Raw genomic sequence first — 19,385 nt, 5'->3', positions numbered from 1 at the left:
TCTCCCTGTGGAGAGGCTTGGGGACCGATCGAGTTTGCTGAGATGAACCTCCTTCTCCCAACAGAGCAGGGGCTATCAGCTCCCTCTCCCTGTGGAGAGGCTTGGGGACCGATCGAGTTTGCTGAGATGAACCTCCTTCTCCCAACAGAGCAGGGGCTATCAGCTCCCTCTCCCTGTGGGAGAGGGTTGGGGTGAGGGGACATCAACCTTCGTGCAGACCACACTCGCGCTTCAGGCCGAAGAAGCGGGTTTCTTCCTCGCTCATGCCTTCCTCCCATTTACGGGTGGTATGGGTATCGCCCACCGACAGGTAGCCTTGATCCCACAGCGGGTGGTAGCTCAACCCATGCTCGGTCAGATATTGGTAAATCTGGCGGTTATCCCAGTCGATGATCGGCAGGATCTTGAACACCCCACGCTGCACCGCCAACACCGGCAGATTGGCCCGGCTGCCCGATTGCTCACGGCGCAGGCCGGCAAACCAGGTTTGCGCTCCCAGCGTTTCCAGCGCGCGGTTCATCGGCTCAACCTTGTTGATTTGGTTGTACTGCTCAATGCCCTCAACGCCCTGCTCCCACAGCTTGCCGTAGCGCGCCTCTTGCCAGGCTGGTGAATGCTCGGCGCGGAATACCTGCAGGTTCAGGTTCAGCTTGTCGGCCAGTTGGTCGATAAACTGGTAGGTTTCCGGGAACAGGTAGCCAGTATCGGTCAGGATCACCGGGATATCCGGCTTGATGCGCGTAACCAGATGCAGGCACACCGCCGCCTGGATACCAAAGCTGGAGGAAAGCACAAACTCCCCCGGCAGATGTTCCAACGCCCAGACAACCCTCTCCTGTGCCGAAAGCTGTTCCAACTGGCCGTTGACGACCGCCAGTGCCAGCGCCTGCCCGGACTTCGGTAGCGCGTTCAGCGCCGCCAGATCCAATTCAGCCATGATGCGATCTCCTGAAAGTGTTGATGTGGCCCCTCACCCTAACCCTCTCCCACAGGGAGAGGGGACAGTAAGGTGCACAAACTTAGCTGCTGCACAAAAAGTGAGGAAAGCCAGCAAGGTTATTCCCAGAAATCCTGCGCGGGATCCACCACCGGCCGGATAATCCCGGTGCGAACGGTGAAATCACCAAAACCTTCGCCAGCTGTGCGCTCTGTTGCCCAACGCCCTACCAGTTGGTCGATGGTCTGCAAGATCTCTTCTTCGTTAATATTTTCCCGATACATGCGGGGAATACGCGTCCCTTCACGGTTACCGCCCAGATGCAGGTTGTAACGGCCAATCGCTTTACCCACCAGGCCAATCTCCGCCAGCAGCGCTCGGCCACAGCCGTTCGGGCAGCCGGTGATACGCAGTACCACGTGCTCATCGCCCACACCATGCCGATGCATGATGCCTTCTACCTTGGTCACAAACTCCGGCAGGAAGCGCTCGGCCTCCGCCATCGCCAGTGGGCAGGTTGGGTAAGACACGCAGGCCATGGAATTCTTGCGCTGCTCGCTGATGCCGTCGTCGATCAGACCATGCTGGCGCGCCAGGGCTTCTATCTTGGCCTTCTCGCTTTCCGGCACACCGGCCACGATCAGGTTCTGGTTGGCAGTCAGACGGAAATCACCCCGATGGATCTTGGCGATCTCGGCCACGCCGGTTTTCAGCGGACGACCGGGATAATCCAGCAGGCGACCGTTTTCAATAAACAACGTCAGGTGCCAGTGATTATCAACCCCTTTTACCCAGCCGATGCGATCGCCACGGCCGGTAAACTCGTACGGACGCACCGGCGCAAAGGTAATGCCTGCCCGCTTTTCGACCTCGGCGCGGAAAGTGTCAACCCCCACCCGCTCCAGCGTATATTTGGTTTTGGCGTTCTTACGGTCGGTGCGGTTGCCCCAGTCACGCTGGGTGGTCACCACCGCTTCGGCAACGGCCAGCGTGTGTTCCAGCGGAATATAGCCAAACTCACTCGCCGTACGCGCATAGGTTTTCTTGTTACCATGCTCGATAGACAGGCCGCCGCCCACCAGCAGGTTAAAACCTACCAGCTTGCCGTGCTCGGCTATCGCCACAAAGTTCATGTCGTTGGCATGCAGATCCACATCGTTCTGTGGCGGGATCACCACCGTGGTTTTAAACTTGCGCGGCAGGTAAGTCGCACCCAGGATCGGCTCTTCGTCCGTGGTCGCGACTTTTTCTTTATCCAGCCACACTTCAGCATAGGCACGGGTACGCGGCAACAGGTGCTCGGAGATTTTCTTCGCCCATTCGTATGCCTCCTGGTGCAGTTCCGACTCCACCGGGTTTGAGGTGCAGAGTACGTTACGGTTCACGTCGTTGGCGGTCGCCAGCGCATCCAGCCCCAGGCGGTTCAGCAGCTGGTGCACCGGTTTCACGTTGCCTTTGACGATGCCATGGAACTGGAACGTCTGCCGGTTGGTGATACGGATGCTGCCGTACAGCGTGCTTTCTGCGGCAAATTTGTCGATCCCCAGCCACTGTTGCGGAGAAATAATCCCGCCCGGCAGGCGGCAGCGCAGCATCATGGCGTGGCGCGGCTCGAGTTTTTGTTCGGCACGTTCGGCGCGAATATCGCGATCGTCCTGCTGGTACATGCCGTGGAAACGGATCAGCAAGAAGTTATCGCCGGTAAAGCCGCCGGTCAGACCGTCTTGTAAATCTTCGGCAATGGTTCCGCGCAGGAAGTTACTCTCTTTCTTCAGACGCTCGGCATCGGCCAGTTTGCCTTCAACCACCAGAGGCCCAGGGTGTTTATCACTCATCAGTAAACGTCTCGCTGATAACGGCGCTCAAGGCGCAGCTCGCTTAAGAATTCGTCTGCCAGCTCGGTATCCATACCACCGTGCTCGGCCACCAGTGCTAACAATGTGTTTTCAACGTCTTTCGCCATGCGGTTGGCGTCGCCACAGACATAAATGTGCGCGCCCTGCTGGATCCAGTTCCAGACTTCCGCGCCCTGCTCGCGCAGCTTGTCCTGCACGTAAACCTTATGTTGTTGATCCCGTGACCAGGCCAGATCGATGCGGGTCAGCAAGCCCTCTTTCACATAGCGCTGCCATTCAACCTGGTACAGGAAGTCCTCGGTAAAGTGCGGGTTGCCAAAGAACAGCCAGTTTTTCCCACTAGCACCTTCGGCTTCACGCTGCTGCATAAAAGCGCGGAACGGGGCGATGCCGGTGCCAGGGCCGATCATGATCACCGGCGTTTCCGGGTTGGCTGGCAAACGGAAGTTGTCGTTATGTTCGATAAACACCCGCAGGTCGCCCTCCTCTTCCAGACGATCGGCCAGGAAGCTGGAAGCCCCACCGGCACGGCTGCGGCCATCAATCTCGTAGCGCACCACACCAACGGTGATGTGCACTTCATTTTCATTCTCTGCCTGAGAGGAGGCGATGGAGTACAGGCGCGGCGTCAGCGGGCGCAGCAGGCCGAGTAACTGCTCTGCGTTCAGATCGGCCGGAGCCTGGCGTACCATGTCCACAATTGGGGTGTTATGGGCGTAGTGTTGCAGTTTAGGCTTGTCAGCCAGCAGGCCAATCAGCTTTTCGTCCCGCGATAGCCCGGCATATTTTTCCACAATCAGCGTGGTGTTCTGCGTCAGTTCAAAGTGGCTGCGCAAAGCTTCACGCAGCGGCAGGGTTTGCCCCTCAACCTCGACCAGTTCGTCGCCTTGCAGCCACAGCAGCTGTACCAGCTCATCCACCAGTGCAGGATCGTTGTCAAACCAAACGCCCAAGGCATCGCCCGGCTGATAACGCAGGCCGGAATCGCCTAAATCGATTTCGATATGACGCACGTCTTTATCGGAAGCGCGGCCAGTGATCTTTTGCCTGGCCGCCAGTTGCGCGGTCAGCGGCTGTTCTTTACTGTAGGGGCTGCTGTCCAGTTGATCGACCGCACCGCTGGCCAATGCTGCCGGAGCGCTGTTTTCCGCTGGTGCTCGAGCCTTCAGGACTTCCACCACCTGCTTACGCCAGGCGATAGCCAGTTCCTGATAATCCACATCCGCATCGATGCGCTCCACCAGGCGCTCGGCACCCAGTTCGGCCAGCTTGCCATCAAAGTCTTTGCCGGACTGGCAGAAATGCTCATAAGAACTATCCCCCAGGCCAAACACCGCAAAGGCGGTTTCGTTGAGTTTGGGGGCTTTTTTCGAATGCAGGAATTTGTGCAGCGCCACCGCTTCTTCCGCTGGTTCCCCTTCCCCTTGGGTAGAGGCAACCACCACCAGCAGACGCTCCTGGGCGATTTGCTTGAACTTGTAGTCACCGGCATTCACCAGGGTGACGCTCAGCTTAGCCGCCAGCAGATCGTCGCGTAGCTGCTCGGCCAGACGGCGTGCGTTACCGGTCTGGGAAGCAGAAATCAACGTGATGCTGGCCGCAGGGGCCGCGGCAACCGGTGCTGAAGCCACGATTTCCGGCTGCTGATTAACCCTGCCCCAGAAGTAACCAGAAAGCCACGCCAGCTGCGTTGGGGAGTACCCGCCAATGACGGCCTGCAAACTCGAAAGCTGTTCGGGGGTCAGCGGGAGCAAAGATGTTGGAGGAACCTGAGTCGTCATCGCGGTACGGATATCCTATGCTTAGCCAGTGTCAGTCGCTGTAATTGCTGTTGTGTAATGTCCTGAAAAGACCAGGAGAGTTTGTAAGGTTACCGAGCGTCATTGCAACGATTAAATAAGGGATAGCAATAATTAATAACCAAAACGACTAAGCAGTTTTGCTGGTAAGGGATAGTGGCTAAACCGTTAGATGTTTATTTTTAATTAATTGATATTTAATGATTTATTTTTTTAAAGTTTGAATGAATCGCATTTGATGCGGATAACGTCCTCCGATCGGCTCAATCCCGCCCAAATAAAAATGCCAGCAGCGCTACATGCTGCCCCCCCTGGATCTCCCCTGAAGCAGCCCAAAAGATAGTAACCAGGGCCGCTTTCCGTTAGTATTCGGCGGTTTTTGAGTCAATGAGGCCGTAATAATGGCAACCACGCTATTTAAAGATTTTCAGTTTGAAGCCGCACACCATCTGCCAAACGTACCGGAGGGCCATAAATGCGGCCGCCTGCACGGGCATTCGTTTATGGTGCGTATTGAAGTGACCGGGGAAGTAGACGCCCATACCGGTTGGGTGATGGATTTTGCCGAGCTGAAGGCCGCCTTCAAGCCGATTTGGCAGCGCCTGGATCACTATAATCTGAACGATATTCCTGGTTTGGAGAACCCGACCAGCGAAGTGCTTGCCGCCTGGATCTGGCAGCAGTTGAAACCGCAGCTGCCAGAGCTGTCGGCGGTGATGGTCAAAGAGACCTGTACCGCTGGCTGCGTATATAAAGGTTAACAGGGCAAAGCTCAGGGTGAGGCGATTGGCTCCGGTGCGATCTCCCTCACCCTAACCCTCTCCCCAAGGAGAGGGAACCGATCGAGTTAAGCTGATAATGTAGTGATGCATCATAAGCACCAGCGGTTGAAGGGAACCCATCGAGTTAAGCGAAAGTACAGTGATGCATCATAAGCACCAGCGGTTGAAGGGAACCCATCGAGTTAAGCTGATAGTGTAGTGATGTATCATCAGCACCAGCGGTTGAAGGGAACCGATAGAGTTAAGCGAAAGTACAGTGATGCATCATAAGCACCAGCGGTTGAAGGGAACCCATCGAGTTAAGCTGATAGTGTAGTGATGTATCATCAGCACCAGCGGTTAAAGGAATGATCCGGGTTGCTGAGATTATCTCTCTTCTCACAACAGAGCAGGGGCTATCAGCTCCCTCTCCCTGTGGGAGAGGGTTGGGGTGAGGGGCCGGTCTTAAGCGATATTCAAATACTTATGCGTCTGCATCGAAAGCCGCCAGTTGCGGGCAATGCAGGTCTCAATACACAACCGCGTCGCCTCTTCTTTCTGGCTGATCGGCTGCAAAGCGATAATACGGTGTTTTTCATCGTGCAACGTTGCCAGCAGTTCATCCAACGCCTCAATATCACGTTCACGCCCCACCGGATGCTTGATCTCATCGGCCCGCATCAGCGCCTGCTCTACCACCTTCAAGCCACCGCGCATATTCACTTTGGGTGAAACGGTGACCCAGGTATTGGGAGAACAGAGGACTTCATGGGTGCCGCTGGTTTCGATCTGGCAGCCGTAGCCTGCGTTCTCGAACAGCCTGGTCAACGGGATCAGATCGTAGATGCACGGCTCACCGCCGGTGATCACGATATGGCGTGCGGTATAGCCCTGCTGTTCGACCACCTCCAGCAACTGTTCTGCACTGGCGCTCCCCCAGGCATCACTCTCGGCAGTTTTCACCAGGATGCGTTGCATATCCACTTCCCGATCGGCGTCCTTTTCCCAGGTGTGTTTGGTATCGCACCAGCTGCATCCCACCGGGCAACCCTGTAGGCGAATAAAAATGGCCGGAACGCCGGTGAAATAGCCTTCGCCCTGCAAAGTCTGGAACATCTCGTTAATCGGGTACTGCATCGTTTTCTCAATCTGTTTAGGGAAAGGCGCATTATCGCAGATCCCGCCCGGGCGACCAAACCAGGAAAAGTGTATTAAATTTTGTCCGTTCGTCGGCGGCCAGCAGCTTTCTCCGGCTAACCCGCTAATGGGTGACGTTTATTGCAGACTTAACGCCGACCGCCGATGTTATCCACCGCTCAAAACAAACATAAAATTAACATTTAAGACAAAAATATTTGACATAAATGTGACTCTGCCGCAGATGTATAGACAAGTCGGGCGCAGTTCTGACGATCCATTCTTCCCCCCCTATCTGCGTTTAAGGAAACTATGGCTCACTCTACCGAGTTGAATATTCAACAGGCTATCGACGACAGCAAATTTTCACTGTTTCACTGGACCCTGATCATCCTGGGTTTCCTGATCCTGGCGATTGACGGTTACGATACGGCGGCGATGGGCTATATCGCCCCTTCGGTGGCCAAAGACTGGGGGATCGTGAAACAGGATCTGGGGCCGGTATTAAGCGCGGCGCTGCTTGGCCTTTCGTTGGGCGCCCTGGTTGCCGGGCCGATTTCTGACCGCGTTGGCCGCAAACGGGTGCTGGTGTTCTCCTGCCTGTTCTTTGGCCTTTCCAGCCTGGCTACCGCCTACGCAGGTTCACTCAATAGCCTGACGCTATGGCGCTTCCTTACCGGGCTTGGGCTGGGTGCCGCCATGCCAAACGCCATCACGCTGATCTCCGAATACGCCCCGCAGCGCTGCCGATCGCTGGCCATCAACACCATGTACTGCGGCTTTCCGCTGGGAGCGGCTGGCGGTGGCGCCATCTCTTCCTGGCTGATCCCCGCTTACGGCTGGCACAGCGTGTTGCTGCTGGGGGCCATTGCTCCACTATTGCTCACCGTATTGTTGATCCTGCTGCTGCCGGAATCGGTGAAATACATGGTTAACCGTGGCCAGGATGCCGCTAAAATCAAACGGATTGCCCAACGCTTTATCAACCGCAACATCAGCCACATCACCCGTTTCTATCTGTATGAAGACAAGCTGGCCCTGTCGAAGACCAGCGTCGGCCTGCTGTTCAGCCGCCCCTACCTGGTGGGGACACTGATGCTGTGGCTCACCTACTTTATGGGGTTGGTGATCTACTACGTATTGCTGAGCTGGATGCCGCTATTGATGCAAGGGCTGGGATATCAGCTTGAGCAGTCGGCGATCCTGACGTCGCTGTTCACCTTTGGCGGTACGCTGGGGATCCTGATGGCCGGTTGGTTGATGGACCGTTGGAATGCCCACAAGGTGGTTTCAACCGGCTTTGCCATCAGCGCCCTGCTGATTGTGGCAATGGCCACCGAGGATAGTCAGATCGTGCTGCTCGGCGCCTTTATCTTCCTGATGGGCATTACCATGAACGGCGCGCAATCCGGCCTGCAAACCCTGGCCGCCATCTACTATCCAACGCACAGCCGCGCTACCGGTATTGCCTGGATGCAGGGCATTGGCCGCTTTGGCGGCGTAGCCGGCACCATGATGGCTGCTCAACTATTGGCGATGGAGTGGCAGGTGCAGAGTATTTTGCTGTTCCTGGCTATCCCGGCGCTGCTAGCCAGCCTGGCTACGGTATTCAAGATGACGCGGGCAAGCACATTGCAACCGGCCATCTAACCTATTGATTATATTAGCGGGCGCTGTATACAGCGCCCTACGTATGGTTGTCCCCCTATCCCCGGTAATACGTTTTTTTTATCGCCCCGCTTAGTTGTAATTCATATGTAAAATTATTGTGATTTGTCGCTCAAAAATGACACTATTTTAATTCATTTTTGTAGCGCAGCTCACTGTTTTGCCACGTACAGCTAATGGACTTAATCTGAAAATAAAATGCAACACACTGATTTAAAACACAAATAACCTTTACTTATGCCATTTTCCTCAAAGTGTCGCTGCTATTGCATATGCTTGTACATACAAGTATATGTTAATAAACCCCGCTCATTGTTATGGCCTGTGTGTTGCCGTCATAAGATGAGATTTGTACCGATACTGTTTGAGGAACTAGCTGTGACTGCAAATAACAAAGTTCGCCATGTTGATATTCGCGCGCCCCGCGGCACACAATTAAACGCCAAAAGCTGGCTGACCGAAGCGCCGCTGCGCATGCTGATGAACAACCTCGATCCTGAAGTGGCTGAAAATCCACACGAACTGGTCGTTTATGGCGGTATCGGCCGCGCAGCCCGTGATTGGGACTGTTACGACAAGATTGTTGCCACCCTCAAAACGCTGGAAGACGACGAAACCTTGCTGGTGCAGTCCGGCAAGCCGGTCGGCGTGTTCAAAACGCACAGTAACGCCCCGCGCGTACTGATTGCCAACTCCAACCTGGTTCCTCACTGGGCAACCTGGGAACACTTTAACGAACTGGATGCCAAGGGCCTGGCGATGTATGGCCAGATGACCGCCGGCAGCTGGATTTACATCGGTAGCCAGGGCATCGTGCAGGGCACTTACGAGACCTTCGTTGAAGCTGGCCGCCAGCATTACGACGGCAGTCTGAAAGGCCGCTGGGTGCTGACCGCCGGTCTGGGTGGTATGGGTGGCGCACAACCACTGGCCGCCACTTTGGCTGGAGCCAGTTCACTTAATATCGAATGTCAGCAGAGCCGCATCGATTTCCGCCTGAAAACCCGCTATGTCGATGAGCAGGCCACCGATCTGGATGACGCACTGGCACGCCTGAAAAAATACTGCGCCGAAGGCAAAGCCATCTCGATTGCCCTGTGTGGCAACGCGGCAGAAATCCTGCCGGAGCTGGTCAAGCGCGGCGTGCGCCCAGACATGGTCACCGACCAGACCAGCGCCCACGATCCACTCAACGGTTACCTGCCAAAAGGCTGGAGCTGGGAAGAGTATCGCCGCCGTGCACAAACCGAACCTGCCGTGGTGGTGAAGGCTGCCAAACAGTCGATGGCCGAACACGTAGAAGCCATGCTGGCGTTCCAGAAAATGGGCGTGCCTACCTTCGACTACGGCAACAACATCCGCCAGATGGCCAAAGAGATGGGCGTTGATAACGCCTTTGACTTCCCGGGCTTTGTGCCTGCCTATATTCGCCCGCTGTTCTGCCGTGGCGTCGGTCCGTTCCGTTGGGCCGCGCTGTCTGGCGATCCGCAGGATATCTACAAGACCGACGCGATGGTCAAAGAGCTGATCCCAGACGATGAGCACCTGCACCATTGGTTGGATATGGCGCGTGAGCGCATCAGCTTCCAGGGGCTACCAGCCCGTATCTGCTGGGTCGGCCTGGGCCAACGTGCCAAGCTGGGCCTGGCGTTTAACGAGATGGTACGCCGCGGCGAACTTTCTGCTCCAATCGTCATTGGCCGTGACCACCTGGATTCCGGCTCAGTTGCCAGCCCGAACCGTGAAACCGAATCAATGAAAGACGGCTCTGATGCCGTATCCGACTGGCCGCTGCTGAACGCCCTGCTCAACACCGCCAGCGGTGCCACCTGGGTGTCTCTGCACCACGGCGGCGGCGTCGGCATGGGCTTCTCCCAACACTCCGGCATGGTGATCGTCTGTGACGGCACCGATGAAGCCGCCGAGCGTATCGCCCGCGTACTGCACAACGATCCCGCCACCGGCGTCATGCGCCATGCCGATGCGGGTTACGAGATCGCTATCGACTGCGCCCGCGAGCAAGGTTTGAACCTGCCAATGGTTGCCGCCACTCAGGGAGAAAAAGCATGAACGCTCTGACTATCCGCCCAGGTAAGCTGACGCTTGCCGAACTGCGCCAGGTTTATCAGCACCCGGTCACCCTGACGCTGGACGACAACGCCTACGGCGCGATCCAGCAAAGCGTGGCCTGCGTGGAACGCATTGTGGAAGAGAACCGCACCACTTACGGTATCAATACCGGATTTGGCCTGCTGGCTTCCACCCGTATCGCCCGCGAAGATTTGGAGAACCTGCAACGCTCCATCGTGCTGTCACATGCGGCCGGTGTGGGTGCGCCTACCGATGACAACCTGGTGCGCCTGATTATGGTGCTGAAGATCAACAGCCTGTCGCGTGGTTTCTCCGGCATCCGTCTGGAGGTGATCCAGGCGCTGATGGCGCTGGTGAATGCCGAAGTGTATCCGCATATCCCGCTGAAAGGCTCCGTAGGCGCTTCAGGCGATCTGGCCCCGCTGGCACACATGAGTCTGGTGCTGTTGGGTGAAGGTAAAGCCCGCTATCAGGGCGAGTGGTTACCGGCCACCGAGGCGCTGGCCAAAGCGGGTCTGAAACCGTTAACGCTGGCAGCCAAAGAAGGCTTGGCACTGCTGAACGGCACCCAGGTTTCCGCCGCCTTTGCGCTACGTGGCCTGTTTGATGCCGAAGATCTGTTTGCTGCCGCCACCGTAACCGGCAGCCTGACCGTGGAAGCCGCTCTGGGATCTCGCAGCCCGTTCGATCCTCGCATCCACGAGGTGCGTGGCCAGCGTGGGCAGATCGACGCTGCCGCCGCTTATCGCCACCTGCTTGGCGCACGTAGCGCCGTGTCGGATTCACACGCCAACTGCGAAAAAGTACAGGATCCTTACTCCCTGCGCTGTCAACCGCAGGTGATGGGAGCCTGCCTGACGCAGATCCGCCAGGCCGCAGAAGTGCTGGAGATCGAGGCCAACGCCGTTTCCGATAACCCGCTGGTGTTTGCCGAACAGGGCGACGTGCTGTCCGGTGGTAACTTCCACGCCGAACCGGTAGCCATGGCTGCCGATAACCTGGCGCTGGCGTTTGCCGAAATCGGTTCACTCTCCGAGCGCCGTATTTCACTGATGATGGATAAACACATGTCGCAGCTGCCACCGTTCCTGGTGGATAACGGCGGGGTGAACTCCGGCTTTATGATTGCCCAGGTCACCGCCGCCGCGCTGACCAGCGAGAACAAGGCACTGGCACACCCAGCCAGCGTTGACAGCATCCCAACCTCGGCCAACCAGGAAGACCATGTCTCGATGGCACCGGCAGCGGGCCGCCGCCTGTGGGAAATGGCAGATAACGTCCGCGGCATTCTGGCAGTCGAATGGCTAGCGGCCTGCCAGGGGCTGGATCTGCGTAAAGGTCTGCAAACCACCGCAGGGCTGGAGCAGGCTCGGCATCTGCTGCGTGAGCATGTTGCCTACTACGATAAGGATCGGTTCTTCGCCCCCGATATCGAAGCGGCCAGCCAACTGCTGGCAGCAGGCCATCTGACCGCGCTGATCCCAGCCACCTTGTTACCTAGCCAGGCGTAACGCCTTTAGGCCGTGCCCCGTCACTCTGGAGCACGGCCTATTACCCTGCACAATTCGTCCTCTATCCCGCCGGGGTTCGTTCCCCCTGTGCGGATAGCGCTGCCTGTCCGACAACAATATGATTAAAACGGAGAAGCAACATGCGTAATGAGAAACCCCAACTCCGGCGTGGCCTGAACGCGCGACATATCCGCTTTATGGCTCTGGGTTCAGCCATCGGTACCGGTCTGTTTTATGGTTCCGCTGGCGCTATTCAATTGGCTGGCCCGGCCGTACTGCTTGCCTATCTGGTGGGCGGTGCGGCGGTATTTATGGTGATGCGTGCCTTGGGGGAAATGGCGGTGCATCAGCCCGTCTCCGGCTCCTTCAGCCACTACGCCAGCCATTACCTCGGCCCGTTGGCGGGCTTCCTCACCGGTTGGACTTATACCTTTGAAATGGTGATCGTAGCCCTGGCCGACGTGACGGCCTTCGGCATCTATATGGGGCTATGGTTCCCGGATGTCGCGCAATGGGTCTGGGTGCTGAGCATCATTCTGTTTATCGGCGCGCTTAACCTGTGCAGCGTCAAAGTGTTTGGCGAGATGGAGTTCTGGCTGTCGCTGGTCAAGGTTGCCGCCATCGTGGCGATGATCGTTGGTGGGGCCGCCGTGATGCTGTTCGGTTTTGGCGTCACGCAGCAAGCCACCGGTTTCAGCAATCTGTGGCAACACGGTGGCTTTATGCCTAACGGTATCGGTGGCGTCATTGCCTCCCTGGCGGTAGTGATGTTCGCCTTCGGCGGAATTGAAATTATCGGTATCACCGCCAGCGAAGCCAAAGATCCCGCCAAGGTGCTGCCTAAAGCGATCAACGCCGTGCCGATTCGTATCCTGCTGTTCTACGTGCTGACCCTGCTGGTATTGATGTCTATCTATCCCTGGAACAGCATCGGCCAGAACGGTAGCCCGTTTGTCGAAATTTTCAGCCATATGGGCATCAGCTCGGCAGCTAACGTCTTAAACGTGGTAGTGATCACCGCCGCTATCTCGGCCATCAACAGCGACATCTTCGGCGCTGGCCGCATGATGTACGGCATGGCGCAGGATGGGCAGGCGCCGAAGTCATTCACCAAACTGACCGGTAACGGTGTGCCCTGGATGACCGTATTGGTGATGTCCATTGCCCTGTTGTTGGCCGTAGTGCTCAACTATCTGATCCCCAAACAGATCTTTATCATCATTGCTTCCATCGCCACCTTTGCCACGGTGTGGGTGTGGCTGATGATCCTGCTGTCGCAGATCGCCATGCGCCGCACGCTCACTAAACAGGAAGTAGCCACCTTGAGCTTCCCTGTGCCTTGGTGGCCAGTCGCCCCCGCCTTGGCTACGGCGTTTATGGTATTTGTGATCGGCCTGCTTGGTTACTTCGAGGAAAGCCGTATCGCGCTGTATGTCGGGCTAGTCTGGGTAGCCTTCCTGACGCTGGCATATACGTTGTGGGTACGTAAAAAAGGTGGGGAAACTCCTGCGGTAGTCTCAACAGAAAGCCACTAAAAACCAGCCCACCAGCCTCTATTGACGAGGCTGGTGGGCGAACTCATAAAAACCGGTGGGCAGAAATTGCTGCGGGTCAAAACCGTGATGAATGGCGCGTGTGGCGGACGCCTGTTTGGATTGCATTGACATAGCGATGACCTACCGGGGGGAAGAAGCATTGCCGCCAGCTTTCTGCGGGCAGCGTCGAGGTTCACAAACGCTGACCGATGATTTCAATCCCAATAACGTGTCCGGCTGACACAGCAGCGCATGGACCGAAAGATAGTTGGCTGAAACGCGGGCTTGTAATAATGCACCGCGAAGAGGGGAACAGATATTCCCCTAATAAATTTAAGAGTCCAATAGCTAACAGCCATAAGGCAAAAAAAAGAATATACAAATAGGATTTTTATTACACAAATAAAATCATGGCGTTATAAACATTAAAAAATAAATAGCATGATAATTAGTTTTATACTATAAATTGCATATTGCAGCTATATCACTCTCGTGCTTTTTCTGGTAGGCATGGATTTTATGCTGCTGACATGCCCCATCGAGGCTATAACCCACCATCGCCATATATAGGCTAAAGTAGCGCTCTGCCATCACAATAAACGAGCTATTTAACTCAATCAGCACGTTATTTTTGGTGGTGAGCAAGCCTGATTTCTCCGCCGCCAGCAGGATACGATTGATATGCGTACGGGACACCGAGCTAAACTTGGCGATCTCCGCCGAGGACAATAACAGCATGTGGGAATTGTGGCGGATACTTTCCATAAACAGCATCAGCAACACCATATGGCCCGCATCTTTAGTAATAAATAACGCGGCCTGTGGCACCAGATCGATCAGATAGATCTCCTGTATCATCAGTTGGCCGTAACCCTTGAAAAACGCAGGTAAAAACCAGTCCTGCTCCAGCAAGTCGGCAACCGGAATTTCGGGAGCTAACACCTGGTAAGGCAACGCCATTGAGGAAACCAGCTCATGGGCCTGGCGCAAGGCATTTTCGGTGGGGGTAAATAGCAGCGTCCGTCGATCTTGCTCGGCCTTTTTGACCTCCAACCAACGACCAACGCGCAGGAAGAACAAAAAGGAGTCCAACGAGTTCTCGCTGATAATATTTTTTCCTTTAAAAAAGGACTTAATGTCCTTCAGTGCGGCCTCGTTTTGCGTGTAAAAAATAGCCAGCATAGCCGAGCAGATGATAAATCGGCTGTTACGAAAAATGATTTTGTAGAACATAGGATGATTCTTATAGATATTGGATATGATCATACCATGTTTACTAATCGCCTGATGGAACTGTGGCGAGTTTCTTATCTTGATGGCTTGTTGCTCCAACTCAAGTTCGATCTGATTTTTATTGGATATCATCTTATTCTCTATTTACTCGCAAGGTGCGTCCTGTTATTTCCGTACAGCATACAGCTGGTCTAGCGCATTGCCTTGATCATCGATAATGGCAGCGCTGACCATCGCTGATGATATTGCCCCTGAGTGAGCAATATCATCAATCCGATACTTTTTACTGCCGTAAGGCGGCGTCATCATATCGCTCTCTTGTTGCACCGGATAATCCTGCTGGCCGACGCGCAGCGAAAGACGGGAAAAAGAGAGATGGACAGCCGACGGGTTATCGCACAGCAAGACGTAATGATTATCTTCCTTTTTCAGTGTGAACACCGGCTTAGGCGTATCCCTCTCGACCGCGACCACCGCCTTGGGCCGATAGAAAATCTTCATCTGGGTGTTCATCGCCATGGTAACGCTAGGCTGCAACGGGGGGATCACCGGACGCGCCGGCGGGATTTCGTACAGATTAATCCAGAAGGCCGACTCCCTATCCGTTGGCAATGGCTGTTGGTTATAAACCAGCCTCAGCCCTTTCATGGTCTTGGGCTGCATGCTAAATACGGCAGGCAAGCTGACAAAAGGCGCCGTTGATTGCTCGGGTGCCGCATTGACATCCCCATCGTCAACCCAGGTTTGTACCACGATTGGGTAGTCGTTGGTATTGAGGAGCATCAAGCTTTTTTCATTATCGCCCTCACGAAAAATCACTCGCGTCGCGGAGGCAATGATGCCGGCCTGAGCCAGCATTGCAGGTAACAAGCCACCGAGCAGCAGTAGCATACAGACGATTTTCTTCATAATTTTCTCTACTGTACCTTGACCCAAACATAAGCCTTGGCATCAACCTTCCCCGCCGTAACGGTCTGCCCCGGCAAGCGTGATAATGTGGCTGTCAGTTGCGTAGTGTAATGGGTATACCCCGTCACAGTGCTGCCCCCACTGTTTGCGCCATCGAGCACAGGGTACCAACCCGCGTTGTTACCCTGCGGGCACTGGCCAGCACTACAGCGGGCCCAGCCGACAAAGTTCATTGGCCTACCGTTGCTACTGTTGGAAAGCGCAATCCCTACGCCAGTGGCAACGCTGCTGTCCGTGCCATAACCGTCGGAGAGCAGATAGCTGACGCCACCACTGGCGTTGACCAGGCCAAACCGTTGCGCCAGAACATAGCTGGCATAAGGGACTTGCAGGCCCAGGGCGGTACGATTGGTGCTAATCCCGGAAACCGCCGCATTATCACATTCGATATTGATGGTGAACTGGGCTTGAGAAGTTCGTCCTGCGGTTAACTGACTGACGGCAAGCGTTGGCAAGATCACCAACGGCGTGACGTTGCGTGCGACGCAAGTGGCAGTGTAAGAAAGGGAAGAAATCGGCGACGTCCCCATGCCCATGGCGTTCCAACGCCCGGTTCCCCAGGTCGAATAGTTGGTGGCCGAATCGCTACCGATAGGATCAGATGCAATGCCCGGCCCTTGGAAGGTCACATAGCCATTAGGCTGATCGCAGGTATAGTTCGAATTACCGGTGGTGGAAGCCATGCCCCTCAACGGATTTGATGCACTGTAACCACAATAGTTACTGGCACCACGGCCGGGGAGCGAACTGATGCGGATCAGATCTGCCCGGATGGGGCTGAGATCCTTGACCCGGATCTGGATCTTGTCACCCACTATGGCATAACGGGTAATCGGTGTTGCCTGCCAGTAACGGGTAAATACCTTGCCCGAATTCAGATGGGTTAGCCGAATACCGACATAGGGAAAATAGGTGGCATAATAATTGGGGTTGCCGTCCATCGCCCCTAAATCATAATAGCCCCCAACCCGGTCGTCACCGTTGGTGGCAAACACTTCAAAAATTTGTCCGATATCACTGGTATCGCACTCATACAAGACTTTGTTCGGATCCGGGTAACGGACGCCGTAGGTGAAATCAAACACGCTACTGCCAAGCGGCGTGCCTACAGGCTGCAGGTAAGTGCTGGTCAGGTTGATACGCCCCAGGCCGATCCCGACGCCGCAGGCGTCACAACCGGAGTCAATCCTTGGTGTAACACGAGTGCAGTTGGCCGCCGCTGGCAGGCCGATCCCTGCAAGTAGACTTCCCAACAGCGCCAACCGCAGCAATGAAAATAACTTCATGGAATAACCTCCGGTGAATAATCGGTGAATCAGCGGCATATCGCCTTCAGCAACAGGATCGGCTCATCGCCTGGCGGGGGGAGTTTATAGAGCAGTCTGCACTGTTCATTGGCCCCTTCTCCCCAGCGTAACGTCAATTTCCCCTGCGGTTTATCGCTGCGCAGATAAATCTGATTAGCCTGGCCGACCATGCCGACATCGTTATTGTTGTCATCAAACACTGAGGTCCCCATTGGGATTATACTGCCGTCTGGCCGCTGAACTTTGATCAGCACCGCCTGTCCGCGGATCGTTTTGAAGTGCAGCCGCACCGTGGCTCCGGCGAAAGGTGCCACACGCCGTTGCCCATCCTCCAATTCTGCTTTGCTGCTCATCCCCTGCGGATTAAGGGCCACGGTATTGAAATGATAGGGCACCAGCGAAGGAACCAGCGCATAGCCGAAACGATCGACACGGGCCCCCTGCCCATCCATCACTTGCGCACCGCGCGCGCCAGGAGCATCAATCAGGGCAAAGGTATCCCCGACATAAGGCCCGAGCGTGACCCCACCGCGATGGGCAACCACTGCACCCTGTAGCGCAGCCGATCCCTGCCAATATTGGCTGGATGCTGAAACCGAACCGGTGGCACTGGCATAAGGCAGACGGGTTTGCAGGTTTCCCCCCCAGATGCTGTTGTGACTATTATCATCGGTGCTGAAATTAAGCCCATAGCCGACCTGCTGCGTCTCCCCCACGGTGCCCGAGAGCGCCGCCTGATAGCTCCCTCCCTGCCCTTGGCTATGATTGGAGAACAACGACACCGTTGGCGCAGAAGAAGTGCGGCCAAGAGGAAAAGAAACGGAGAGCGAGCTAACGGTTTGCGAGGTATTGGTATTCGCGAAACCATTGGTATTCACATAGGGCTGGCTGCCGTCGTAATAGGCGTTATCGCTGCCGCTCAGGCTGCGGGTACGCGTCACCGAAAGGTTCAACGCGACGCCGTTGCCAAATACCTTACCCCAACCCAACTGTAGTTGATTATCCCGGCCACGCCCATCGCGGTAATCCTGGGTAGAACCCGACAGCGTCAGGTTGCCTAATGAGCCGATCCCCTGATTCACAGCCACTTCAAAACGCGACTGCTGGCGATAGGAATCGGATTGCCAACTTTGCCCACTGCTGTCTGCCTGACGTACGCCAAGCACATCGCTCAAATCGCGAAACCCTTCGCTGGAGTAACGATACCCGGCGATGGAAAGTGTGGTATCCGTTGGGGTAAAGTTTTTGCTGTAGGAAAGGTGCAGCATCCACCCCGAGGTAGTGCCTTCCGGCAGGTTGGCATGGGAAAAAGTGCTATCCAGACCAAAAGCTCCCAGTGAGTTACTGTAGACCCCACCCAGCATCAAGGCCTGATAGCCATCGGCCAGCTGGTTACCAGTGTTAAACGTCAGCGAGTTGGTCAAACCATACTGCCAGGTCAACTCACTGAACAGATCGTTGTCGCCGATAAAGCGCGATCGCCCAAGGGTCGCCGAATAGCGAGAGGCTCCAGGACGCATGGATTGGGGAACGGCAGAGAATGGCACGGTAAAGGTGTTGACGCTGCCATCGGCCTCGGTCACCACCACCGTCAGGTCACCGGAGAAATTGGTAGCAAACAGATCGTCAATCGCAAAGGGACCAGGAGCCACCGTGGTTTCATACAGTTGGCTTTTGCCCTGAAATACGGTCACTCTGGCGTTACTGTTGGCAATACCGCGCACCACGGGAGCATAGCCTCGCAGCGAGTCCGGCAGCATACGATCGTCCGACGTCATCCTGACGCCGCGAAACCCCAGCCCGGCGAAGAAATGGCCGTCGGTAAAACCTTCCCCCAGCAAAACCTCACTGCGTAACGGCAACACTGCCCGCTGGACATAGCGGCGACTGGTATCCCACTGGCTGCCAAATTCATTATCAAAACGGAAGCTGGATTGCTGGCGGTAGCGCCATAACCCCAGGTTAAAGCCCCCGTTCAAGTTAGCGAAGGTGGAGTTGAGGTCCTTGGTCTGACCCTGGCGATAGTTGACGTGATATTGGTTAACGTTGTAGTTGAAAAACGCCATCGATTCACCGCTGCTCAGGCTGCTAGGGCTAACGCTGCCACGGGGTTTGTGGTTCAGCAAACTCTGTGGAATGCTGAGATCCAATCTTAGTTGAGACATATCGGCATGAACCTGAAAATCTTTAAGATCGCGGCCAGGTTGCAGGCAGCCTTCCGCAGGCGCCGCCGGTACTTCCTTCAGGCCAAGGCGTTCCAGCTGTTGGCGCTCAAAACACGGCAATACGTGCCGATCGTCACCCAGGACAAAGCGGATTTGGTTGCGTTCAACAAACACACCGTTGGTAAACAGTTCGACCTCATAGTTGCCCGGCGTCACCAGATCCTGTTGGTTGAACTGTTCGAGTTGCGTGGTACTGAAAACGCTGCCACGCAGTAAATCGGCGTCGAAGGCGTAATCATCCGTCGCGCCTTGTGCCAGAGAGATCCCGCCCAGAGAGAGCAAAAAGAGGCCATAGCGGCAGTACGTTGATAGCGGAGACGAAAATGCGGGATAGTTTTTTAGTGACATCAGGACCT

General features: G+C 55.6%; 13 protein-coding genes. 5 read left to right on the top strand and 8 right to left on the bottom strand.

The annotated features are described in order from the left end of the window. Positions 1–202: 202 nt before the first annotated feature. From cysH to cysJ, 3 genes are all read right to left on the bottom strand, one after another. Complete coding sequence (gene cysH / locus ABIE29_RS02790) at positions 203–937, bottom strand: phosphoadenosine phosphosulfate reductase (protein WP_429616718.1); 735 nt, start codon at positions 935–937, stop codon at positions 203–205. Positions 938–1,056: 119 nt separating this feature from the next. Further along, the gene (cysI, locus tag ABIE29_RS02785) at positions 1,057–2,772 is read right to left on the bottom strand and encodes an assimilatory sulfite reductase (NADPH) hemoprotein subunit (RefSeq protein WP_074032408.1); all 1,716 of its coding nucleotides are present in this window, start codon (positions 2,770–2,772) and stop codon (positions 1,057–1,059) included. Continuing rightward, complete coding sequence (gene cysJ, locus ABIE29_RS02780) at positions 2,772–4,574, bottom strand: NADPH-dependent assimilatory sulfite reductase flavoprotein subunit (protein ID WP_429616717.1); 1,803 nt, start codon at positions 4,572–4,574, stop codon at positions 2,772–2,774. The genes cysI and cysJ overlap by 1 nt, the downstream gene beginning before the upstream one ends. 419 nt (positions 4,575–4,993) lie before the next feature. Here cysJ and queD point away from each other — a divergent pair, with 419 nt between their 5' ends. Further along, positions 4,994–5,353, top strand: a complete 360-nt coding sequence (gene queD / locus ABIE29_RS02775; RefSeq protein WP_021179400.1) for a 6-carboxytetrahydropterin synthase QueD — start codon at positions 4,994–4,996, stop codon at positions 5,351–5,353. Positions 5,354–5,818: 465 nt separating this feature from the next. Here the strand turns inward: queD and queE are convergent, their stop codons facing one another. Continuing rightward, positions 5,819–6,490, bottom strand: a complete 672-nt coding sequence (gene queE, locus ABIE29_RS02770) for a 7-carboxy-7-deazaguanine synthase QueE (RefSeq protein ID WP_429616716.1) — start codon at positions 6,488–6,490, stop codon at positions 5,819–5,821. 312 nt (positions 6,491–6,802) lie between these two features. Between queE and ABIE29_RS02765 the strand changes: the two genes are divergently transcribed. The 4 genes from ABIE29_RS02765 (at position 6,803) to ABIE29_RS02750 (ending at position 13,295) form a co-directional block, all read left to right on the top strand. After that, positions 6,803–8,140 carry an MFS transporter gene (locus ABIE29_RS02765; protein ID WP_429616715.1) on the top strand — a complete coding sequence of 446 codons (1,338 nt, stop codon included), beginning with the start codon at positions 6,803–6,805 and terminating at the stop codon, positions 8,138–8,140. Between the two features lie 396 nt (positions 8,141–8,536). Beyond that, positions 8,537–10,228: a urocanate hydratase gene (gene hutU / locus ABIE29_RS02760; RefSeq protein WP_429616714.1), complete on the top strand. Its 1,692-nt coding sequence runs from the start codon at positions 8,537–8,539 to the stop codon at positions 10,226–10,228. Further along, positions 10,225–11,760: a histidine ammonia-lyase gene (gene hutH / locus ABIE29_RS02755; protein WP_429616713.1), complete on the top strand. Its 1,536-nt coding sequence runs from the start codon at positions 10,225–10,227 to the stop codon at positions 11,758–11,760. Before hutU ends, hutH begins: the two co-directional genes overlap by 4 nt. 140 nt (positions 11,761–11,900) lie before the next feature. After that, positions 11,901–13,295 carry an amino acid permease gene (locus ABIE29_RS02750; protein WP_429616712.1) on the top strand — a complete coding sequence of 465 codons (1,395 nt, stop codon included), beginning with the start codon at positions 11,901–11,903 and terminating at the stop codon, positions 13,293–13,295. A gap of 459 nt (positions 13,296–13,754) precedes the next feature. Here ABIE29_RS02750 and ABIE29_RS02745 read toward each other — a convergent pair whose 3' ends face one another. From ABIE29_RS02745 to ABIE29_RS02730, 4 genes are read right to left on the bottom strand one after another with little or no spacing between them, the layout of a single operon-like run. After that, entirely contained in the window at positions 13,755–14,660 is a 906-nt protein-coding gene (locus tag ABIE29_RS02745; protein WP_429616710.1) for a hypothetical protein, read from the bottom strand. 33 nt (positions 14,661–14,693) lie between these two features. Then, on the bottom strand, positions 14,694–15,437 hold the full coding sequence (locus ABIE29_RS02740; RefSeq protein ID WP_429616709.1) for a fimbrial biogenesis chaperone: 744 nt from the start codon (positions 15,435–15,437) through the stop codon (positions 14,694–14,696). Positions 15,438–15,445: 8 nt separating this feature from the next. After that, positions 15,446–16,783, bottom strand: a complete 1,338-nt coding sequence (locus tag ABIE29_RS02735) for a fimbrial protein (RefSeq protein WP_429616708.1) — start codon at positions 16,781–16,783, stop codon at positions 15,446–15,448. Between the two features lie 29 nt (positions 16,784–16,812). Further along, the gene (locus ABIE29_RS02730; protein ID WP_429616707.1) at positions 16,813–19,377 is read right to left on the bottom strand and encodes a fimbria/pilus outer membrane usher protein; all 2,565 of its coding nucleotides are present in this window, start codon (positions 19,375–19,377) and stop codon (positions 16,813–16,815) included. Positions 19,378–19,385: the final 8 nt, after the last annotated feature.

Source organism: Serratia sp. 2723, from assembly GCF_050434425.1.
Classification (GTDB): Bacteria; Pseudomonadota; Gammaproteobacteria; order Enterobacterales; family Enterobacteriaceae; genus Chania.
This window is presented reverse-complemented; position numbering and strand designations above follow the sequence as displayed.